The 15,119-nt window shown below is 62.6% G+C and carries 14 protein-coding genes; 6 read left to right on the top strand and 8 right to left on the bottom strand.

The features are described from left to right. Nucleotides 1-3 precede the first annotated feature (3 nt). Entirely contained in the window at nt 4-1,224 is a 1,221-nt protein-coding gene (locus ACYCFC_RS13535) for an ABC transporter permease (protein WP_459651912.1), read from the top strand. Continuing rightward, nucleotides 1,217-1,921, top strand: coding sequence for an ABC transporter ATP-binding protein (locus tag ACYCFC_RS13530; protein ID WP_459651911.1), 705 nt, complete (start codon nt 1,217-1,219; stop codon nt 1,919-1,921). Before ACYCFC_RS13535 ends, ACYCFC_RS13530 begins: the two co-directional genes overlap by 8 nt. Nucleotides 1,922-1,929: 8 nt before the next feature. Here the strand turns inward: ACYCFC_RS13530 and ACYCFC_RS13525 are convergent, their stop codons facing one another. Both ACYCFC_RS13525 and ACYCFC_RS13520 read right to left on the bottom strand, forming a co-directional pair. After that, nucleotides 1,930-2,820 carry a cation diffusion facilitator family transporter gene (locus ACYCFC_RS13525; protein ID WP_459651910.1) on the bottom strand — a complete coding sequence of 297 codons (891 nt, stop codon included), beginning with the start codon at nt 2,818-2,820 and terminating at the stop codon, nt 1,930-1,932. Between the two features lie 9 nt (nt 2,821-2,829). After that, nucleotides 2,830-3,246, bottom strand: coding sequence for a polyribonucleotide nucleotidyltransferase (locus ACYCFC_RS13520; protein WP_459651909.1), 417 nt, complete (start codon nt 3,244-3,246; stop codon nt 2,830-2,832). A gap of 176 nt (nt 3,247-3,422) precedes the next feature. Between ACYCFC_RS13520 and hrpB the strand changes: the two genes are divergently transcribed. Both hrpB and ACYCFC_RS13510 read left to right on the top strand, forming a co-directional pair. Further along, nucleotides 3,423-5,936 (top strand): ATP-dependent helicase HrpB, encoded by a 2,514-nt coding sequence (gene hrpB / locus ACYCFC_RS13515; RefSeq protein WP_459651908.1) that lies wholly within the window; start codon nt 3,423-3,425, stop codon nt 5,934-5,936. A gap of 82 nt (nt 5,937-6,018) precedes the next feature. Next, a complete protein-coding gene (locus ACYCFC_RS13510; protein WP_181082958.1) occupies nt 6,019-6,861 on the top strand; it encodes an SDR family oxidoreductase in 843 nt (280 codons plus the stop codon). Here the strand turns inward: ACYCFC_RS13510 and ACYCFC_RS13505 are convergent. After that, nucleotides 6,858-7,295, bottom strand: a complete 438-nt coding sequence (locus tag ACYCFC_RS13505; RefSeq protein WP_181082959.1) for a VOC family protein — start codon at nt 7,293-7,295, stop codon at nt 6,858-6,860. The genes ACYCFC_RS13510 and ACYCFC_RS13505 overlap by 4 nt on opposite strands. Nucleotides 7,296-7,349: 54 nt before the next feature. After that, complete coding sequence (locus ACYCFC_RS13500; RefSeq protein ID WP_459651907.1) at nt 7,350-8,030, bottom strand: YciC family protein; 681 nt, start codon at nt 8,028-8,030, stop codon at nt 7,350-7,352. 106 nt (nt 8,031-8,136) lie between these two features. Here ACYCFC_RS13500 and ACYCFC_RS13495 point away from each other — a divergent pair, with 106 nt between their 5' ends. Together ACYCFC_RS13495 and ACYCFC_RS13490 are read left to right on the top strand one after the other, a co-directional pair. After that, entirely contained in the window at nt 8,137-8,613 is a 477-nt protein-coding gene (locus tag ACYCFC_RS13495) for a LabA-like NYN domain-containing protein (RefSeq protein WP_459651906.1), read from the top strand. A gap of 305 nt (nt 8,614-8,918) precedes the next feature. After that, a complete protein-coding gene (locus ACYCFC_RS13490; protein WP_459651905.1) occupies nt 8,919-10,244 on the top strand; it encodes a DEAD/DEAH box helicase in 1,326 nt (441 codons plus the stop codon). 86 nt (nt 10,245-10,330) lie between these two features. On the opposite strand, the gene ACYCFC_RS13485 is transcribed toward ACYCFC_RS13490, so the two are convergent. The 4 genes from ACYCFC_RS13485 to ACYCFC_RS13470 form a co-directional block, all read right to left on the bottom strand. After that, nucleotides 10,331-11,056, bottom strand: a complete 726-nt coding sequence (locus ACYCFC_RS13485; RefSeq protein WP_459651904.1) for a hypothetical protein — start codon at nt 11,054-11,056, stop codon at nt 10,331-10,333. 85 nt (nt 11,057-11,141) lie between these two features. Further along, nucleotides 11,142-12,152, bottom strand: a complete 1,011-nt coding sequence (locus ACYCFC_RS13480; protein ID WP_459651903.1) for a helix-turn-helix transcriptional regulator — start codon at nt 12,150-12,152, stop codon at nt 11,142-11,144. A gap of 80 nt (nt 12,153-12,232) precedes the next feature. Beyond that, nucleotides 12,233-14,383 (bottom strand): AAA family ATPase, encoded by a 2,151-nt coding sequence (locus ACYCFC_RS13475; RefSeq protein ID WP_459651902.1) that lies wholly within the window; start codon nt 14,381-14,383, stop codon nt 12,233-12,235. Nucleotides 14,384-14,470: 87 nt separating this feature from the next. Continuing rightward, the gene (locus ACYCFC_RS13470) at nt 14,471-15,118 is read right to left on the bottom strand and encodes a hypothetical protein (RefSeq protein ID WP_459651901.1); all 648 of its coding nucleotides are present in this window, start codon (nt 15,116-15,118) and stop codon (nt 14,471-14,473) included. Nucleotide 15,119: the final 1 nt, after the last annotated feature.

Below are 15,119 nucleotides of genomic sequence, written 5' to 3'. Positions count from 1 at the left end.
CTCATGCGCTGGCTGGATGCGCTCTGGCTCGAATGGAAGATCGCCCTGGCGTTCCTCCTCGACAACCGCCTGCAGACCCTGCTGATCATGGTCGGCATCGCCGTCGGCTCGGCGGTGATCGTCTTTATCACCGCGCTGATCACCGGCCTGCAGGCCAACGTCATCGAGCGCACTCTGGGCACCCAGGCGCACCTGAAGATCGAGATGCCCGATGAGGTGAACCGCGTGCTGCCGGCGCCGGACAACGCCGTCGCCCTGGTGCTGCACAGCCCGCGTGCCCAGCGCCTGCGCTCGCTGAGCAACTGGCAGGCGCTGCGTGACCTGTTCGATGGCCAGCCGCAGGTGCAGGCGGTGTCACCGCTGGCCAGCGGCCCGGCCATCGCCCGTAGCGGTCTGGCGCGGGCCTCGGTGGCGCTGATGGGCATCGAGCCGGAGCGCTACCTGCGCATCGTGCCGGTGGCCCGTGATCTCGTGTCCGGGCGCTTCGTGGTCGAGGGCGACCAGGTGGCCATCGGCAACGAGCTGGCCAGGGACCTGGGGCTGGGTATCGGCGACAAGCTGCGCCTGGACGGCGGTCAGGGACGCGAGCGGGTCATGCGGGTGGCCGGCATCTTCGAGCTGGGGGTGCGCGAGCTGGACGCACGCTATGTCTATCTCGACCTGCGCCAAGCACAGATCCTCCTCGATCTGCCCGGCGGGGTCACCCAGATCGACCTCACCGTCGATGACATCTTCGCCGCCGATGGCATCGCCGAGCGTCTGGCGCGCCTCACCGGCATGCAGGCGGAAAGCTGGATGGCCACCAACGGCCAGCTGCTCAACGCGCTGCGCTCGCAAAGCATGACCACCGAGATGATCCGGGTATTCGTCGGGCTTTCCGTGGCCTTTGGTATTGCCAGCGTGCTGGCTGTCAGCGTGGTGCAGCGCACCCGCGAGATCGGCATCCTGCGCGCCATGGGCAGCCCGCGTCGGCAGGTGATGCGCGTGTTTCTGCTGCAGGGTGGGCTGCTGGGTCTGGCCGGCTCGGCTCTCGGCGGGCTGGTGGGGTGGGGACTGGTAATGGTGTTCAACCTGATGGGGCCGGGACTGTTCTTCGTCCAGGTGCCCACCGGGCTGGTGCTCTCGGCGATGGGCGTGGCGACCCTCACCGGTGTCTTGGCGGCGGTGGCGCCGGCGCGGCGCGCGGCCCGCTACGATCCGGCGGTGGCTATCCGTTATGTCTGATTCGCATGATGTGCTGCGCCTGGAAGGGCTGCGCAAGGTCTACAACCCCGGCACACCGCAGGAACAGGAGGTGTTGCGCGGCATCGACATGTGCCTGTCGCGCGGAGAGCTGGCCGCGCTGATCGGCCCCAGCGGCTCGGGCAAGAGCACCCTCTTGAACGTCATCGGTCTGCTGGACTCGCCCAGCGCCGGCGAGCTGTACCTGCAAGGCCAGCCGACCCGTAGCCTAGGCGACGAAGCCCGCACCCGCCTGCGCAACGAGGCCATCGGCTTCGTGTTCCAGTTTCATCACTTGATCTCCGCCTTCAGCGTGCTCGACAACGTATTGATGCCCCTGATGATCCGCCACGGCAAGCCGGGCGCCGAGGACGTGCGCCTGGCCGAGCGACTGCTGGCCCAGGTGGGGTTGGAAGGTTTCGCCGGCAAACGCGCCGGCCAACTGTCCGGTGGCCAGCAACAGCGCGTGGCCATCGCTCGCGCCCTGGTGACCCGCCCGGCGCTGCTGCTGGCCGACGAGCCCACCGGCAACCTGGATACCCGCACGGCGGAACAGGTCTTCGAGCTGTTCCGCGAGATCAACCGCGAATTCGGCTGCGCGGTGCTGGTGGTGACTCACGATCCACGCCTGTCGGCCAACTGCCGGCGCAGTATCGAGCTGGTGGATGGGAGGATCGTGCGTGACACCGGTATTGCCTGAGCCGGCATTCAGCCTCGCTGTGGCGCGACCTCCAACGGGTCGGCATGCACCAGCACCTCGGCATTGGGGTATCGGTCATGAATGGCATGTTCGACCGCCACGCACAGGTCGTGCGCCTGCGACAGCGGCAGTTCGCCCGGCAGCTCCAGATGCAGCTGGACGAACCAGCGCGTGCCGGAAATGCGCGTACGGAAATCGTGGCAGCCATGCACACCGGGTACTTCGCGTACCAGTTGCTGCATGTGCTCGGTGATCTCCGGGGACAGCTCGGTATCCATCAGCACCGCGCCGGCTTCGCGGACGATGCTCATTGCACTCCAGAGGATGTAGAAAGCGATGGCAATGCCGAACAGCGCGTCGAGACGTTCCCAGCCGAAGCCGGCGAGCACCAGCGCCAGCAGGATGCTGGTGTTGAGCAGCAGATCGGAGCGGTAATGCAGCGAATCGGCGCGGATGGCCGTGGAGTTGGTCACTTTCACCACGTACCGCTGGTAGCGCAGCAGCAGCGCCGTCATCACCAGCGAGAACAGCATCACCGCGATGCCCAGTGCCTGCGCGCCCAGCGGCTCGGGATGCAGCAGGCGATCGACGCCCTGTACGCCGACCAGAATTGCACTGACACAGATGAACGCCGCCTGGCCAAGCCCCGCCAGTGCCTCGGCCTTGCCGTGACCGTAGCGGTGATCCTCGTCGGCGGGGCGCAGCGAGTAGTGCACCGCCAGCAGGTTGAGCAGCGAGGCGGCGCCATCGAGCAGTGAGTCGGTCAGGCCCGCCAGCAGGCTCACCGAACCGCTCAGCCACCAGGCCACCGCCTTGCTCAGCGCCAGCAGTATCGCGGTGGCCAGCGCCGCACGGGTGGCGCGGCGCAGCAGGCGGGCGTGCTCGGAATTGATGCCCATGGGGGGCGGTCAGGCTGCCGGGCGCAGGCCGAAGGCGGCAAGCTGTTCCAGGCTGCCGCTGTGCTGGATCAGGCGCGGGTCGTCCAGCGGCAGACTGCGACCGGTTTCCGCTTCGATGATGGCCTTCAGGCGCAGCGGGTCGATCTGGCCGTCGGCGCCAATGGCGTCCTGGAGTTTTTCCGGCGCTATCGAGAACTGGTCATCGGGGAAATAGATCGCGCCGGTGGCGAAGTCGATGCCAAAGGCGATCAGGCCGGGGATCACGTAGAACAGCAGGCCGACGGCGTTGAGCACGGCAATCGCAGGGTCGATCTTGCCATCTATCTGCCCACGCCGATCCGGGTAGAACAGCGTGCCGCAGGCGCTCAGTTGGGTGAACAGGGAGACGGCCAGCACGCCGCCGATGACACGGGAACGAGTACGCATAAGGACCTCCGGGAAAATTGCCGCAACTATACAAGGGACGGATGAAAAGCAGCAGGCTGCAAGAGACAAGTCGAAGCGATAGTTTCGCCTGGCAAGCGTCTGATCACGCCGGTGGCTAATCAGCCCTACGAAAGCGCCGCTGCCTTACAATCCGCCGCCTGAATGCGGAGTACGCCATGATCCCCCTTCCCATCGACGAAGCCCTGCCGGCGCTGCGCCAGGCCCTGCAAGCCCGTGACGAGGCCGTGCTGGAGGCGCCGCCCGGCGCCGGCAAGACCACCCGTGTGCCGCTGGCCTTGCTCGATGAGCCCTGGCTGGGCGGACAGTCGATCATCATGCTCGAACCGCGCCGGCTGGCCGCCCGCGCCGCTGCCGAACGGCTGGCCAGCGAGCTGGGTGAAAACGTTGGCGAAACGGTCGGCTACCGCATCCGCCTGGACAGCAAGGTCGGGCCGAAGACGCGCATCGAAGTGGTCACCGAAGGCATTCTCGCGCGCCGGCTGCAGGATGATCCGGCGCTGGAGGGCGTCGGCCTGGTGATTTTCGATGAGTACCACGAGCGCAGCCTGGATGCCGACCTGACCCTGGCGTTGACCCTCAATGCCCGCATCCTGCTACGCGATGAACCGCTCAAGGTGCTGCTGATGTCGGCGACCCTGGAGGGTGATCGGCTGTCGGTGCTGCTCGGCGATGCACCTGTGGTGCGCAGCGAGGGGCGCATGTATCCGGTGGCGCTGCGCTGGGGCAGGCCGTGGCAGGCCGGGGAGCGCATCGAGCCGCGTGTGGTGCAGACGGTGCTGCAGGCGCTGGACGAAGAGAGCGGCAGCCTGCTGGTGTTTCTGCCGGGGCAGGCGGAAATCCGCCGGGTCAATGAAGCGCTGGCCGAACAGCTGGGCGGTCGCGCGGATATCCTGCTCTGCCCTTTGCATGGTGAGCTGGAACTGGCTGCCCAGCGTTCCGCCATCGACCCGGCGGCGCCCGGCAAACGCAAGGTGGTTCTGGCCACCAATATTGCCGAAACCAGCCTGACCATCGAAGGTGTGCGGGTGGTGGTGGATGCCGGCCTGGCGCGGATGCCGCGCTTCGACCCCGGCAGCGGCATGACGCGCCTGGACACCCGGCGCATTTCCCGCGCTTCGGCCACCCAGCGCGCCGGTCGGGCCGGGCGGCTGGAGCCGGGCGTCTGTTATCGGTTGTGGTCGGAAGAGCAGCACGGCCAGCTGAGCGCCTACGGCGTGGCGGAAATCCTCCAGGCCGATCTGGCCGGCGTCGCCCTGCAGCTGGCGCGCTGGGGCGTCGAGCCGGACGAACTGGCCTGGCTCGACAGCCCTCCGGCTGCCGCCTATGCCCAGGCGCAGAGGCTGCTGGAACGGCTCGGTGCGCTGCGGCGCAACGCGCAGGGTGGCTGGCAGCTGACCGCTCAGGGCCAGGCGATGGCTGAGTTGCCGACCCATCCGCGTCTGGCGCATATGCTGCTGCGCGGTCAGGCGCTGGGCGTCGCAGCGTTGGCGGCGGACGTCGCCGCACTGCTGGCCGAGCGCGACATTCTGCGCGACGCCGGGGCCGATCTGAGCCTGCGCCTGCAGCAACTGGCGAGCGGTCGTGGCAGTGGCGTGCAGCGGGTGCGACAACTGGCGCGGCAGTTTCGCAGCCTGCTGCGCGAGCGGTCGAACATGGCCAAGACGGCACTGGACGAATCACACGCCCTCGCCGCGCTGCTGGCCTTCGCCTATCCCGACCGGGTGGCGCGTCAGCGCCGCGAAGGGGGCAGCGAATACCGCCTGGCCAACGGACGGGCGGCGCAGTTCGGCGGGGTGGATGCGCTGATGAAGGAGCCCTGGCTGGTGATCGCCGAACTCGGCAGCCAGCAGGGGCGGCGTGAAGAACGTATCTACCGCGCGGTGGCGCTGGCCCCGGCGCTGTTCGAGGGCGTGCTGGCCGGGCAGGTCAGCCAGCATGACGAGCTTGAATGGGACGAGCGCGAAGGCGTGCTGCGCGCCGAGCGCCAGCGCCGGGTCGGCGAGCTGGTCCTGAGCCGCGAACCGCTGCCGGGGCTCGACGAGGCCGCACGCGGCCAGGCGCTGCTCGGCCTGGTGCGGAGCAAGGGATTGGAGTTGCTGCCCTGGACGCCCGAGCTGCGCCAGTGGCAGGCGCGCATCGCCCTGTTGCGGCAGCTCGATAGTGATCACGGCGACGTCAGCGAGTGGCCGGATGTCAGCGACGCGGCGTTGCTGGAACGGCTGGAGGACTGGCTGTTGCCCTATATCGGCAAGGTTTCGCGGCTGGCGCACTTCGCCCAACTGGATCTACGTGCGATGCTCGCCACGCTGCTGCCCTGGCCGCTGCCGCAGCGCCTGGAAGAGCTGGCGCCGACCGCCATCGTGGTGCCGTCCGGCTCGCGTATTCGTCTGGATTACAGCGAGCAGCCGCCCGTGCTGGCAGTGCGTCTGCAAGAGCTGTTCGGCCTGGCCGATACGCCGCGCATCGCTGGCAAACGGCAGATCGTCAAGCTGCACCTGCTGTCGCCGGCGCGCAGGCCGGTGCAGGTAACGCAGGATCTGGCGAGCTTCTGGGCCAACACCTATACCGAGGTGAAGAAGGACCTGAAGGGGCGCTATCCCAAGCACTACTGGCCGGATGACCCGCTGATCGCCGAACCCACTGCGAGAGCCAAGCCGCGCGGGCAGTGAGGCGTCGCGGCGCGCGGCTGTCTATGCTTGAAGAAAAAGAGCGCCCGCTGTTTGGTTGGGTGCCATGGCGCGGGGGTGGTGCATGCGACGCAAGGTATTTGCCAGCAAGGTGTTCGACCGCAAGGTCGTGCTGATCACGGGTGGCTGCGCGGGCATCGGTCGTGCCCTGGCCGAGCGCATGGCCCAGGCCGGGGCACGGCTGGTGATCTTCGATCTGGAGCAGAACGCCCTTGACGGCCTGGTGCAGCATCTGGCCGATCGGCACAACGCCGAGGCGCTGGGCCTGTGCTGTGACGTGTCGGATGCAGCGGCGGTGCAGCAGGCCATTGCCCTGGTGGTGGAGCGTTTCGGCGGCATCGACGTGCTGGTCAACAACGCCGGCATCACCCACCGCAGCCGCGTCGTTGACACCAGCCTGAAGGTGTTCGAGCGGATCATGGCGGTGAATTTCTATGGCGCGTTGCACTGCACCCAGGCTGCTCTACCAAGCCTGACGGCGCGTGGCGGGCAGGTCATCGTGCTCAGCTCGCTCTCGCAGTACGCGCCGGTGCCCGACCGCGCCGCCTACAACGCCAGCAAGCACGCACTGCACGGCCTGTTCGAAACCCTGCGTGGCGAGCTGGACGGCACGGGTGTCAACGTGATGCTGGTATGCCCCGGCTACACGGCCACCGACCTGCGCAAGAACGTGCTGATCGGCGATGGCTCCACCGCGCCGCAGCCGGCGCTGGCCGTGGGCCGCGTGGCGTCGCCGCAGGATGTGGCCGAGTCGATCTTCCAGGGTGCGCTGAAGCGCCGGCAACTGCTGGTGTTGTCCAACCTGGACTGGCGTGCGCGGCTGGTGGCGCGTTGCTTTCCGCGCCTGTTCGAGCATCTGCTGCTACCGCGACTGGCCGGCAGTCGGATGTCGCAGGACGCCAGTTAGCTGCCGGCTTCGGCGCTGCCGTAGAGCTCCTGTATCAACGCCAGGTCCCAATAGGCGGCTTCGATCTTGTGGCCGTCCAGGTCGCGGACGAAACAGCCGTAGTAAGGCGCACCGTATTCCTCGCGGGGGCCGGGTGCGCCTTCGTTCGCTGCGCCGGCATTCAATGCGGCGTGGTGAAAGGCATCGACCGATGCCTTGTCCGCAGCGAAGAAGCCCACGTGCGTACCGTTGCCGACGCTGGCCGGTTGGCCATCGATGGGCGTCTGCAGCCAGAACTCCGGGTATTCACGGCCCCAGGCTTGCGCGCCGGGGTGGGACAGGATGCGCGTGCAACCAAGCGTGGCGAGCACCGCGTCGTAGAAGGCCGCGGCCTCGTCGAAACGGTTGCTGCCGAGGGAGACGTGGGAAAGGATGCTGGGGTTCTGGTCGGCCATGGCAATGTCCTCGCGGAAATAAAATAGCCTAGCCGACCGATCGCAACTTGCTGGTTAACCCTGTCCATCCTGGCTGATAGCCGGCTCGCCGCAGAGCATATAGCAGCGAAATACCACCACCGTAGCCAGCAATTGCACCAGCCCGACGCAGCCATCGACAAGAATCGCCAGCCCGGCGGGCGGTGTGCTGTCGCCCCAGAACTGCATGGCCAGCCAGACTTCCAGCAGCCACACCGGCAGCAGCACGGCAAGCATGCAGCCGAGGATCAGCAGGAAATACCCGCGCGTCAGCAGGAAACTTTGTTTGAGCGCTTCCAGCGGCGTCAGCCCGCGCAGCACCAGCAGGTATTCGGCAAAGGCGATCTTCACCATCACCCAAAGCGCCGGCAGCACGAACAGCGAGGCGCCGAGCACGATCAGCAGCGTGCCCAGTGCGGCGAGTACCGCCAGCGCCGGCCACAGCGGCAGCGCCCGCGCCCATACCTCGCGCACGCCGGGATCATGGCCGAGGCTGCGGGCGTCGAGAAACAGAATCAGCGCGCCGACGTACAGCGGGTAGAACAGGATGCCTGTCAACAATTCCTGCGCGGGCAGCGCATTCTTGCCCAACCAGTGCTCGATCATCAGACGGGCAACGCTTTCCAGCACGATCAGCGGCAGACAGAGGCGCACGATGCTGGGCAGGTTACGGGAGTAGAAGAACCAGGCGTCGCGCAGGATGGTAAAAACGTTCACGTCGATAGCTGTCTTGAAAATCAGCCGCATACTCTAACAAGAGCGATGCAGGACAGGCGCATTTTTGCCATCCATACTGGCGGCTTTCCTCAACTCAGGTTGCCGCGTGAAAAAGATCGCCCTGTTTGCCGATGTGCAGAACCTCTACTACACGGTGCGTCAGGCACACGGTTGCCACTTCAACTATGCGGCCTTGTGGGCCGAGGTCAGCGCGCGCGGAGAAATAGTCGAGGCTTATGCCTATGCCATCGAGCGTGGTGATCCCAAACAGCAGCAGTTCCAGCAAATCCTGCGCAACCTCGGTTTCACCGTGAAGCTCAAGCCCTATATCCAGCGCAGCGACGGCTCGGCCAAGGGCGACTGGGACGTAGGTATTACCATCGACGTGCTGGATGCTTCCGCGCGCGTTGATGAAGTCGTGCTGGCCTCCGGCGACGGGGATTTCGATCTGCTGCTCGACCGTGTACGTGCCGGCAGCGCCGAAGCCACCGCCTACGGCGTACCGGGGCTGACGGCGCAATCGCTGATCCGCGCCGCCAGCCGTTATGTGCCCATCGAGGGCAAGCTGCTGCTGAAATCATAGAAGCCGGGACAGCACTGCAGACCGGCACTTTGCTCGTCGGATTACGCCTTCGGAAACCCGGATTACGCCTTCGGCTAATCCAGGCTACGGTCTGCGGTCTCGTAGGATGGAATCGTCGAAGGCGCTTCCGTCGTTTACCTGATCTACTAGCTTGTAGGCCGGGTTACGCTTCACCAACCCGACGAACGGAGGTGAAGCCCGAAGAAAAAGCATGACAGGTATCCGCTACAAACCCGCAGGTCGCCCTGCTTCCAAGCTGTTTTGCGCGTAAACTTGCGCCCTCGTTTCCCCTGCCGGTTTTCGCCATGACCTTCGCCTCCCTGGGCCTGATCGATCCCTTGCTGCGCACGCTCGAAGCGCTCGACTACACCACGCCGACGCCGGTCCAGGCCAAGGCGATTCCCGCCGTGCTCAAGGGCCGCGACCTGATGGCTGCCGCGCAGACCGGCACCGGCAAGACCGCCGGTTTCGCCCTGCCGCTGCTGCAGCGGCTGACCCAGGAAGGCGCCAAGGTCGCCAGCAACTCGGTGCGCGCCCTGGTGCTGGTGCCGACCCGCGAGCTGGCCGAGCAGGTCCATGAAAGCTTCCGCACCTACGGGCAGAACCTGCCGCTGCGCACCTACGCGGTATACGGCGGCGTCAGCATCAACCCGCAGATGATGGCGTTGCGCAAAGGCATCGACGTGCTGGTGGCGACACCCGGTCGGCTGCTCGACCTGTACCGGCAGAACGCGGTGAAGTTCGAGCAGGTGCAGGCGCTGGTGCTGGACGAGGCCGACCGCATGCTTGACCTCGGGTTCTCCCAGGAACTGGACGATCTGTTCTGTGCACTGCCGCGCAGGCGCCAGACATTGCTGTTCTCCGCGACCTTCTCCGATGCCATCCGGCAGATGGCGCGTGAGCTGCTGCGCGACCCGCTGACCATCGAGGTCAGCCCGCGCAACGCCGCCGCCAAAACCGTCAAGCAGTGGCTGGTGCCGGTGGACAAGAAGCGCAAGAGCGAGCTGTTCCTGCACCTGCTGGCGGAAAAGCGCTGGGGCCAGGTGCTGGTGTTCGTCAAGACCCGCAAGGGTGTCGATCAACTGGCCGAAGAACTCCAGGCCCAGGGCATTGCCAGCGAGGCGATTCATGGCGACCGGCCACAAGCGAGCCGTTTGCGCGCACTGGAACGCTTCAAGGCTGGCGAAGTACAGGTGCTGGTCGCCACCGACGTGGCGGCGCGCGGTCTGGATATCCATGACCTGCCGCAGGTGGTCAACTTCGACCTGCCCATCGTCGCCGAAGATTACGTACACCGCATCGGTCGCACCGGTCGCGCCGGCGCCAGCGGGGAGGCGATCTCGCTGGTCAGCGCCGACGAGGTCGATCAGCTCGCCGCCATCGAAACCCTGATCCAGCAGGTGCTGCCGCGCCACGACGAGCTGGGCTTCGTGCCCGACCATCGGGTGCCGACCACCACCCTCGGCGGGCAGATCATCAAGAAGCCGAAAAAACCCAAGAAGCCCAAGGAAGGTGCCGCCAAGGGCAAGGTTCACCTGGGCAACTGGTTCGACGAAAGCGAAAAGCCCAACGCCAAACCGATCCGCAAGGTGCCGAGCCTGGGTGGGGCGAAGCCGGCGAAGAAACGTTAAGGGGAACACGACGACCATGGATTCTTCGGTCGTCGTGTAGCGCTTCGATTGAGCGTCTTTACCCGACACTGTCAGCGTTCAGACCCTCAGGAATACTCTTCTTCCGTGGCCGTGCGCCAATCTTCACAGTGCTCAAAAATCTCGTCTGTGGATTGTTTTGCCCTGTTTCCCGATCCTGTTGGCTGTACAACAAACTCCAATGAGTCTCTCAGTTGAATAGGATATTCCTCATTGATATCAGTACCTATTTCGTAGCTCTCGGAGAAAGGGCTGATAGCGTAAGAGAGGGATTCTATAATTTTCTCTCGTTTAGAAAAGTCATCTAGGTCGAGCATGCTGGATATGACCGAGCAGTCGATCATGGTTCCTTGGAGCCAATTACATGAGGAAGAGTATCCTGCGGCCCAGCGAATTCCAGTGCCTTCCATGAATACTTCGGTGAGAGTGGCGTTTCCACCGGTAAAGCAGGTTCCCAGCATTACTCCGGTAATCCCATTCTTTGCTGCTGCGTCCCCTATTTCGAATAGTACATTTGCGATGGGTACGCCCCCGACGCTCTTGGGGTCACCATGTGCTGCTACATATACAATGGCGTTGGAGAATTTGACTGTGCAAAGACTTTCGAGTGCTTGTTTGAAACTTTTTTTGTCATAGAAGTTTGCGTGGTAAACATCTGTTTCTTCAGCCAGCTTGGCGATACCTTCTACGAAGGGCAGTACGCTTGCTCGGTAACAGTCAGACTTGTCCAAAGCCCAGGGAGACTCTAGGACAAGAATGGCGCGCCTAGTACTTTGATGTTTTCTTCTGCTCATCTAAAATATCTCTCTTTGTGGTTAAGTGTTATTGCTGTTTTGTTTTTAGTTGTTGATGTTGCGCGTATTGTCCTGTGGATGTTTTTTAAAGTTCAGTTTGCAGATTCAGGCCTTGCTGTAGCCGCTCGGTAATTTCCTCCCTCAAGTACTCCGGCTGCTCAACCCGAATCGACCCCGCATGGGAAAGAATCCACCACTTCAATTCCCAACTGTCATTAACAGTCGCTGCCAATCTTGATCCCCCTTCCGCAGGGATCAGCAGCATATCGTTCGATATCGGCGTTTCTTGTAGAAGGCGTGCTAACCCTTCGCTTACCCAAGCTTCAAACTGAATCTTTTTATGGGTACCGAACTGCATGGCGCCGCTGGAGATATAAGCTTGCAAATCGAAGCCCTCAGGCTTTTCGCAAGGAGTGTTCAATATTTCTGCTTCTTCGAATCGATGCACGACGAACTGGCGTATGTCATCGAAAGGTTCGACGGTCGCGATCAGGTAGCTGGTATGCGCGCGTTGCACCAGGCCCAGTGGGTTAAGGGTGAAATTGTGGAACTGTTTCTTGTGCGCCGAGTAGTAGCGGCAACTGAGCTGAAGATCGTTCAGCAGTGCCTGCTGGATCGTTTCCAGAAGGTCGGTTTTGACTTCCGGCGGGATCTGCGTCAATTCGGGCTGCACACTGGCCACTTTTTCCAGCCAACGGGCAGAAGGGTTTTCTTCGCTCATGGCCTCCAGCTTTTGCCGGGCCAAGTTAAAGCGCGGCTCAAGCGCCTTGAGCATGAAGGCGGGAATCAATGGGCGGATGCTGTCTTCCACCAGACGTAATGTGAGCGCCTCACCCAAGGTGATGCCGGGGAGTTCGGCGCTTTTACCGGGCATCCAGTGCCAGCCGTAGGGCATTCCCTTGTTGTTGCACTGCAACGGGAAAAGCCTGGAAAGCTCCACCAGGTCGCGCTCAATGGTGCGCTTAGTGGTTACATGCCCTGCGTCACTGAGCAGGGTTTGCAGTTCTATGGTCGTGATTCCCGGACCCTTGGGCGGCAGCAGTTTGAGCAGTTCCCATTGGCGGGCCAGGGTGCTGCGACTGGTGGCTGAGGGCACAGCGGGCGTCCTTGTCGAGTGATGTTGGATTGGCATCATGCTTGGGCGGTGTTTATCAGGCAAGTGCACCATCACGCGCGCTACCACTCGGCAAAGCCAATGGCTCTCATGTTGTGGGCGCTTTTCAAGCGGCTTTCGGCCATCAGGGCATCCACGACCTGGTTGGCATGGGTGAAGGAGTTGAAGCGCGCTCGGCGGGCGACCAGGGCAAAATCACCCGGAGTGAGGCAGGGTTGTCTGAGCAATCGGGCGAGCTTGAGGCTGTCTGGTTTTTTCAGGCGCATTTGGCGCAGGTACTGGCGCAGCAGGTTGGTGATCTGCTCGGCGTTGAGATAGCCGAAACTGATCTTCAGGTCGAAGCGCCTCAACGAGGCTTCATCGAGGTTTTCCATCAGATTGGTGGAGGCAATGAACAGGCCGCGATAGCTTTCCATCTGCGTCAGCATTTCATTCACGGCTGTTACCTCCCAGCCGTGGCGCGCCTTGCGGCGGTCCTGCAGGTAACTGTCCACTTCATCGAGCAGCAGCACCGCATCATCATCGCTGGCCTGTTCGAAGGCACGGGCGAAGTTCTGTTCGGTCATGCCGACGTAAGGCGAGATCAGATCGGACGCTCTGCGAGTGAGAAGCGGCTTGCCCAGCTGGTTCGCCAGCCAGTGGCCAAAAGCGGTCTTGCCTGTTCCAGGCGGGCCATAGAGGCACAAACGCGCATCGTCATGATCCCGCAGCCCGGTCAGAAGCTGGTCGAGGGGGATGTCGGTATTGGCCAGGCTCGGGTTGTAGAACTCAGGCAGTGTCTGCATGCGACTCTGCCCCAGGCGGGCGAAGCCTTGAGCCTGCAGGGTGGCGTTGACCAGGAGCTCGACGGTCGTTTCCAGATCGGTCGATGTTCCTTTTGGCTGGCTGTTCGCTACGCTCATCGCCCGCGTGATGATGGCTGGCATCATCTGATCATGGTCGGCGAGCTTGTCGATCAGCGGCTGGCACAGCCGATTGTCACTGGCGTTGCGGATAATCGCTTCACGCTGAGGTCGGGGTGGGTTTTCCAGCTTGAGTACAAGGTCGAAGCGCCGGATATAGGCATTGTCCAAGGCGTTGATGTTGTTGGTCAGCCAGAAGCATGGAATGGAATTTTCCTCCAGCATGCGGTTGATCCAGCCTTTCTGCCGCTCCTGGCCGCCCAGCATCTGGACAAATGGGTGTTCGTCACTGAACAGGTCTTCGATCTCGTCCAGCACCAGCAGCGATTGTTGCTGGCCGAGCACGCACATCGCTGACCTCAAGGCACATAGGCGTCCGTGCCGAGTGATCGGGTTCCCCTCACTATCGGCGCAGGCAATCTCGTAGAGCTGTGCGTGCAGTTCATCCGCAAGCAAGCGGGTCAGTTGGCTCTTGCCGGTGCCTGGCGGGCCGTAGAGCAGAATGTTCACGCCGGGCTTCTTCTCTTTAAGCGCCTGTTGCAGGTAGGGGCGAGCGATACCCAGCGAGGTGTCGAGATGGGCAAAGTCCCTGGCGTTCAACAGCCCTTCGGGAGCCGGGCGAAAGGCATTCTGGAACAGTCCGATGCCACTGCCTTTGTGGTAGCGCAAGGAGAACAGCAGGTCCTTGTTGTTGAAGCACAGCAGGTCCGACATATCATTGCGAGCACCGTTGCGCAGATTGGTGACAAGCAGCCCGGACTGCACCAGACGACCCTCGGCTGAAAGCCGCAAACGCAGATCATTGTGCGGAATATCCAACAGTTCGCTGAGCACGCGAATCAGGCGATTGAAGCCGATATGTCCCAGCGTGTTGCAACAGTCATCCAGCAGAGGGTCGGTATTCATCAGCGAACAGAAGCCGATCAGTTGCCGCTCAAACTCATCCAGCCCCATCAACTGTGCGAGGTTCTCCAGATTTTCCGAAAGGTTGTCTGGCAGCTCTGGAGAAGGAAAGGCCTTGTTGAACAGTTTGCGCTCCTGCTGAAGCGTCAGCAGGGCCTGCTTCCGGAAGCTCGGCTTCCGGCCAGGCCGGTGAGGAATGAGGTCTTCATCCTCCCCGTCGTCGTTCAGGTTGTCCTCTTCCAGCCAATAGATACCGAGCTCGCGGGCGATGTCATCATCGTTGAAGCATCCATGGCTGATGAGCTCGCGGTGGCCGCCACAATCGATGATCAGCTTGAACATCCAATGCAGGGTAAGCGGGCACGTGTCCTGGCTATGAGGGCCTGATTTGCGACTGACCTTTGGCATGCTGTGTCCTCCAGTGAAGAGGGGGATAGCATGACGCCAGCTTGCGACGTAATACGTCGCAAGCTGGTCGCAATTAGCACAGGTGGCTCAGGGTTCGAGTTCTGACAAGAACATCAGGGTAGGAGTGGGATTGCCCAGGCAGTTGGCAGTCAACAGCAGGTTGTTCAACGTTGGGTTGAGTTCTTCCAGTGTCCGCCCGAGCTCAGCGTACATCTGCATCGACATATCGGAGCCGGCAAACAACGCAGCGAAAATATTTCTGGATTTCAGATGTCGGAGTCTTTCCCTTGGAATCTCGAAGGCGGGTTCATAGAGAATGATTTCCAGAGTCAGCCTTTTGCTGCTACAGGACTCCAGAAATGTAGTCAGGTTGACCAAGTCGATACAGACCAGGCCAACGTGCATCAGCACATCACGAATCATTCCGATGCCTTGCTCGGCCCACTGCATGAATTGATGTGTATCAAGCGGGTGAAGGCATTTCACCTGATAGCCATTGTCTGGCAGCCTGCGGCTACAGTCGGCATTGTCAAAATACAGCGTGGCAAGCGCGCCAGTCGTCTGAGGGCGGTAATCCTGCGGTGCACTGATGACGAAGTTCAGATCACTCGCCCCCAGGCAGGGCTGTGGAAAGTCGGGCGAAAAACCTGTTTGCATGGATTCCGTGAACAATAAAAAGTCCATGACACTCAGACGTGGCCAGAACTGCGGGTTTATCTTTTCGGATGACGGCATG

This window comes from Stutzerimonas sp. NM35 (assembly GCF_054604355.1).
Note: the sequence above shows the minus strand (reverse complement) of the source record. Positions and strands in the feature narration are given on the sequence as shown.

What these genes read in the sequence shown, in the direction of transcription:
- ACYCFC_RS13520 (WP_459651909.1), bottom strand. Translation starts at nt 3,246, where the DNA reads ATGCGTACTCGTTCCCGTGTCATCGGCGGCGTGCTGGCCGTCTCCCTG.
- ACYCFC_RS13470 (WP_459651901.1), bottom strand. Translation starts at nt 15,118, where the DNA reads ATGCCGTCATCCGAAAAGATAAACCCGCAGTTCTGGCCACGTCTGAGT.
- hrpB (WP_459651908.1), top strand. Translation starts at nt 3,423, where the DNA reads ATGATCCCCCTTCCCATCGACGAAGCCCTGCCGGCGCTGCGCCAGGCC.
- ACYCFC_RS13475 (WP_459651902.1), bottom strand. Translation starts at nt 14,383, where the DNA reads ATGCCAAAGGTCAGTCGCAAATCAGGCCCTCATAGCCAGGACACGTGC.
- ACYCFC_RS13535 (WP_459651912.1), top strand. Translation starts at nt 4, where the DNA reads ATGCGCTGGCTGGATGCGCTCTGGCTCGAATGGAAGATCGCCCTGGCG.
- ACYCFC_RS13525 (WP_459651910.1), bottom strand. Translation starts at nt 2,820, where the DNA reads ATGGGCATCAATTCCGAGCACGCCCGCCTGCTGCGCCGCGCCACCCGT.
- ACYCFC_RS13510 (WP_181082958.1), top strand. Translation starts at nt 6,019, where the DNA reads ATGCGACGCAAGGTATTTGCCAGCAAGGTGTTCGACCGCAAGGTCGTG.
- ACYCFC_RS13505 (WP_181082959.1), bottom strand. Translation starts at nt 7,295, where the DNA reads ATGGCCGACCAGAACCCCAGCATCCTTTCCCACGTCTCCCTCGGCAGC.
- ACYCFC_RS13530 (WP_459651911.1), top strand. Translation starts at nt 1,217, where the DNA reads ATGTCTGATTCGCATGATGTGCTGCGCCTGGAAGGGCTGCGCAAGGTC.
- ACYCFC_RS13485 (WP_459651904.1), bottom strand. Translation starts at nt 11,056, where the DNA reads ATGAGCAGAAGAAAACATCAAAGTACTAGGCGCGCCATTCTTGTCCTA.
- ACYCFC_RS13490 (WP_459651905.1), top strand. Translation starts at nt 8,919, where the DNA reads ATGACCTTCGCCTCCCTGGGCCTGATCGATCCCTTGCTGCGCACGCTC.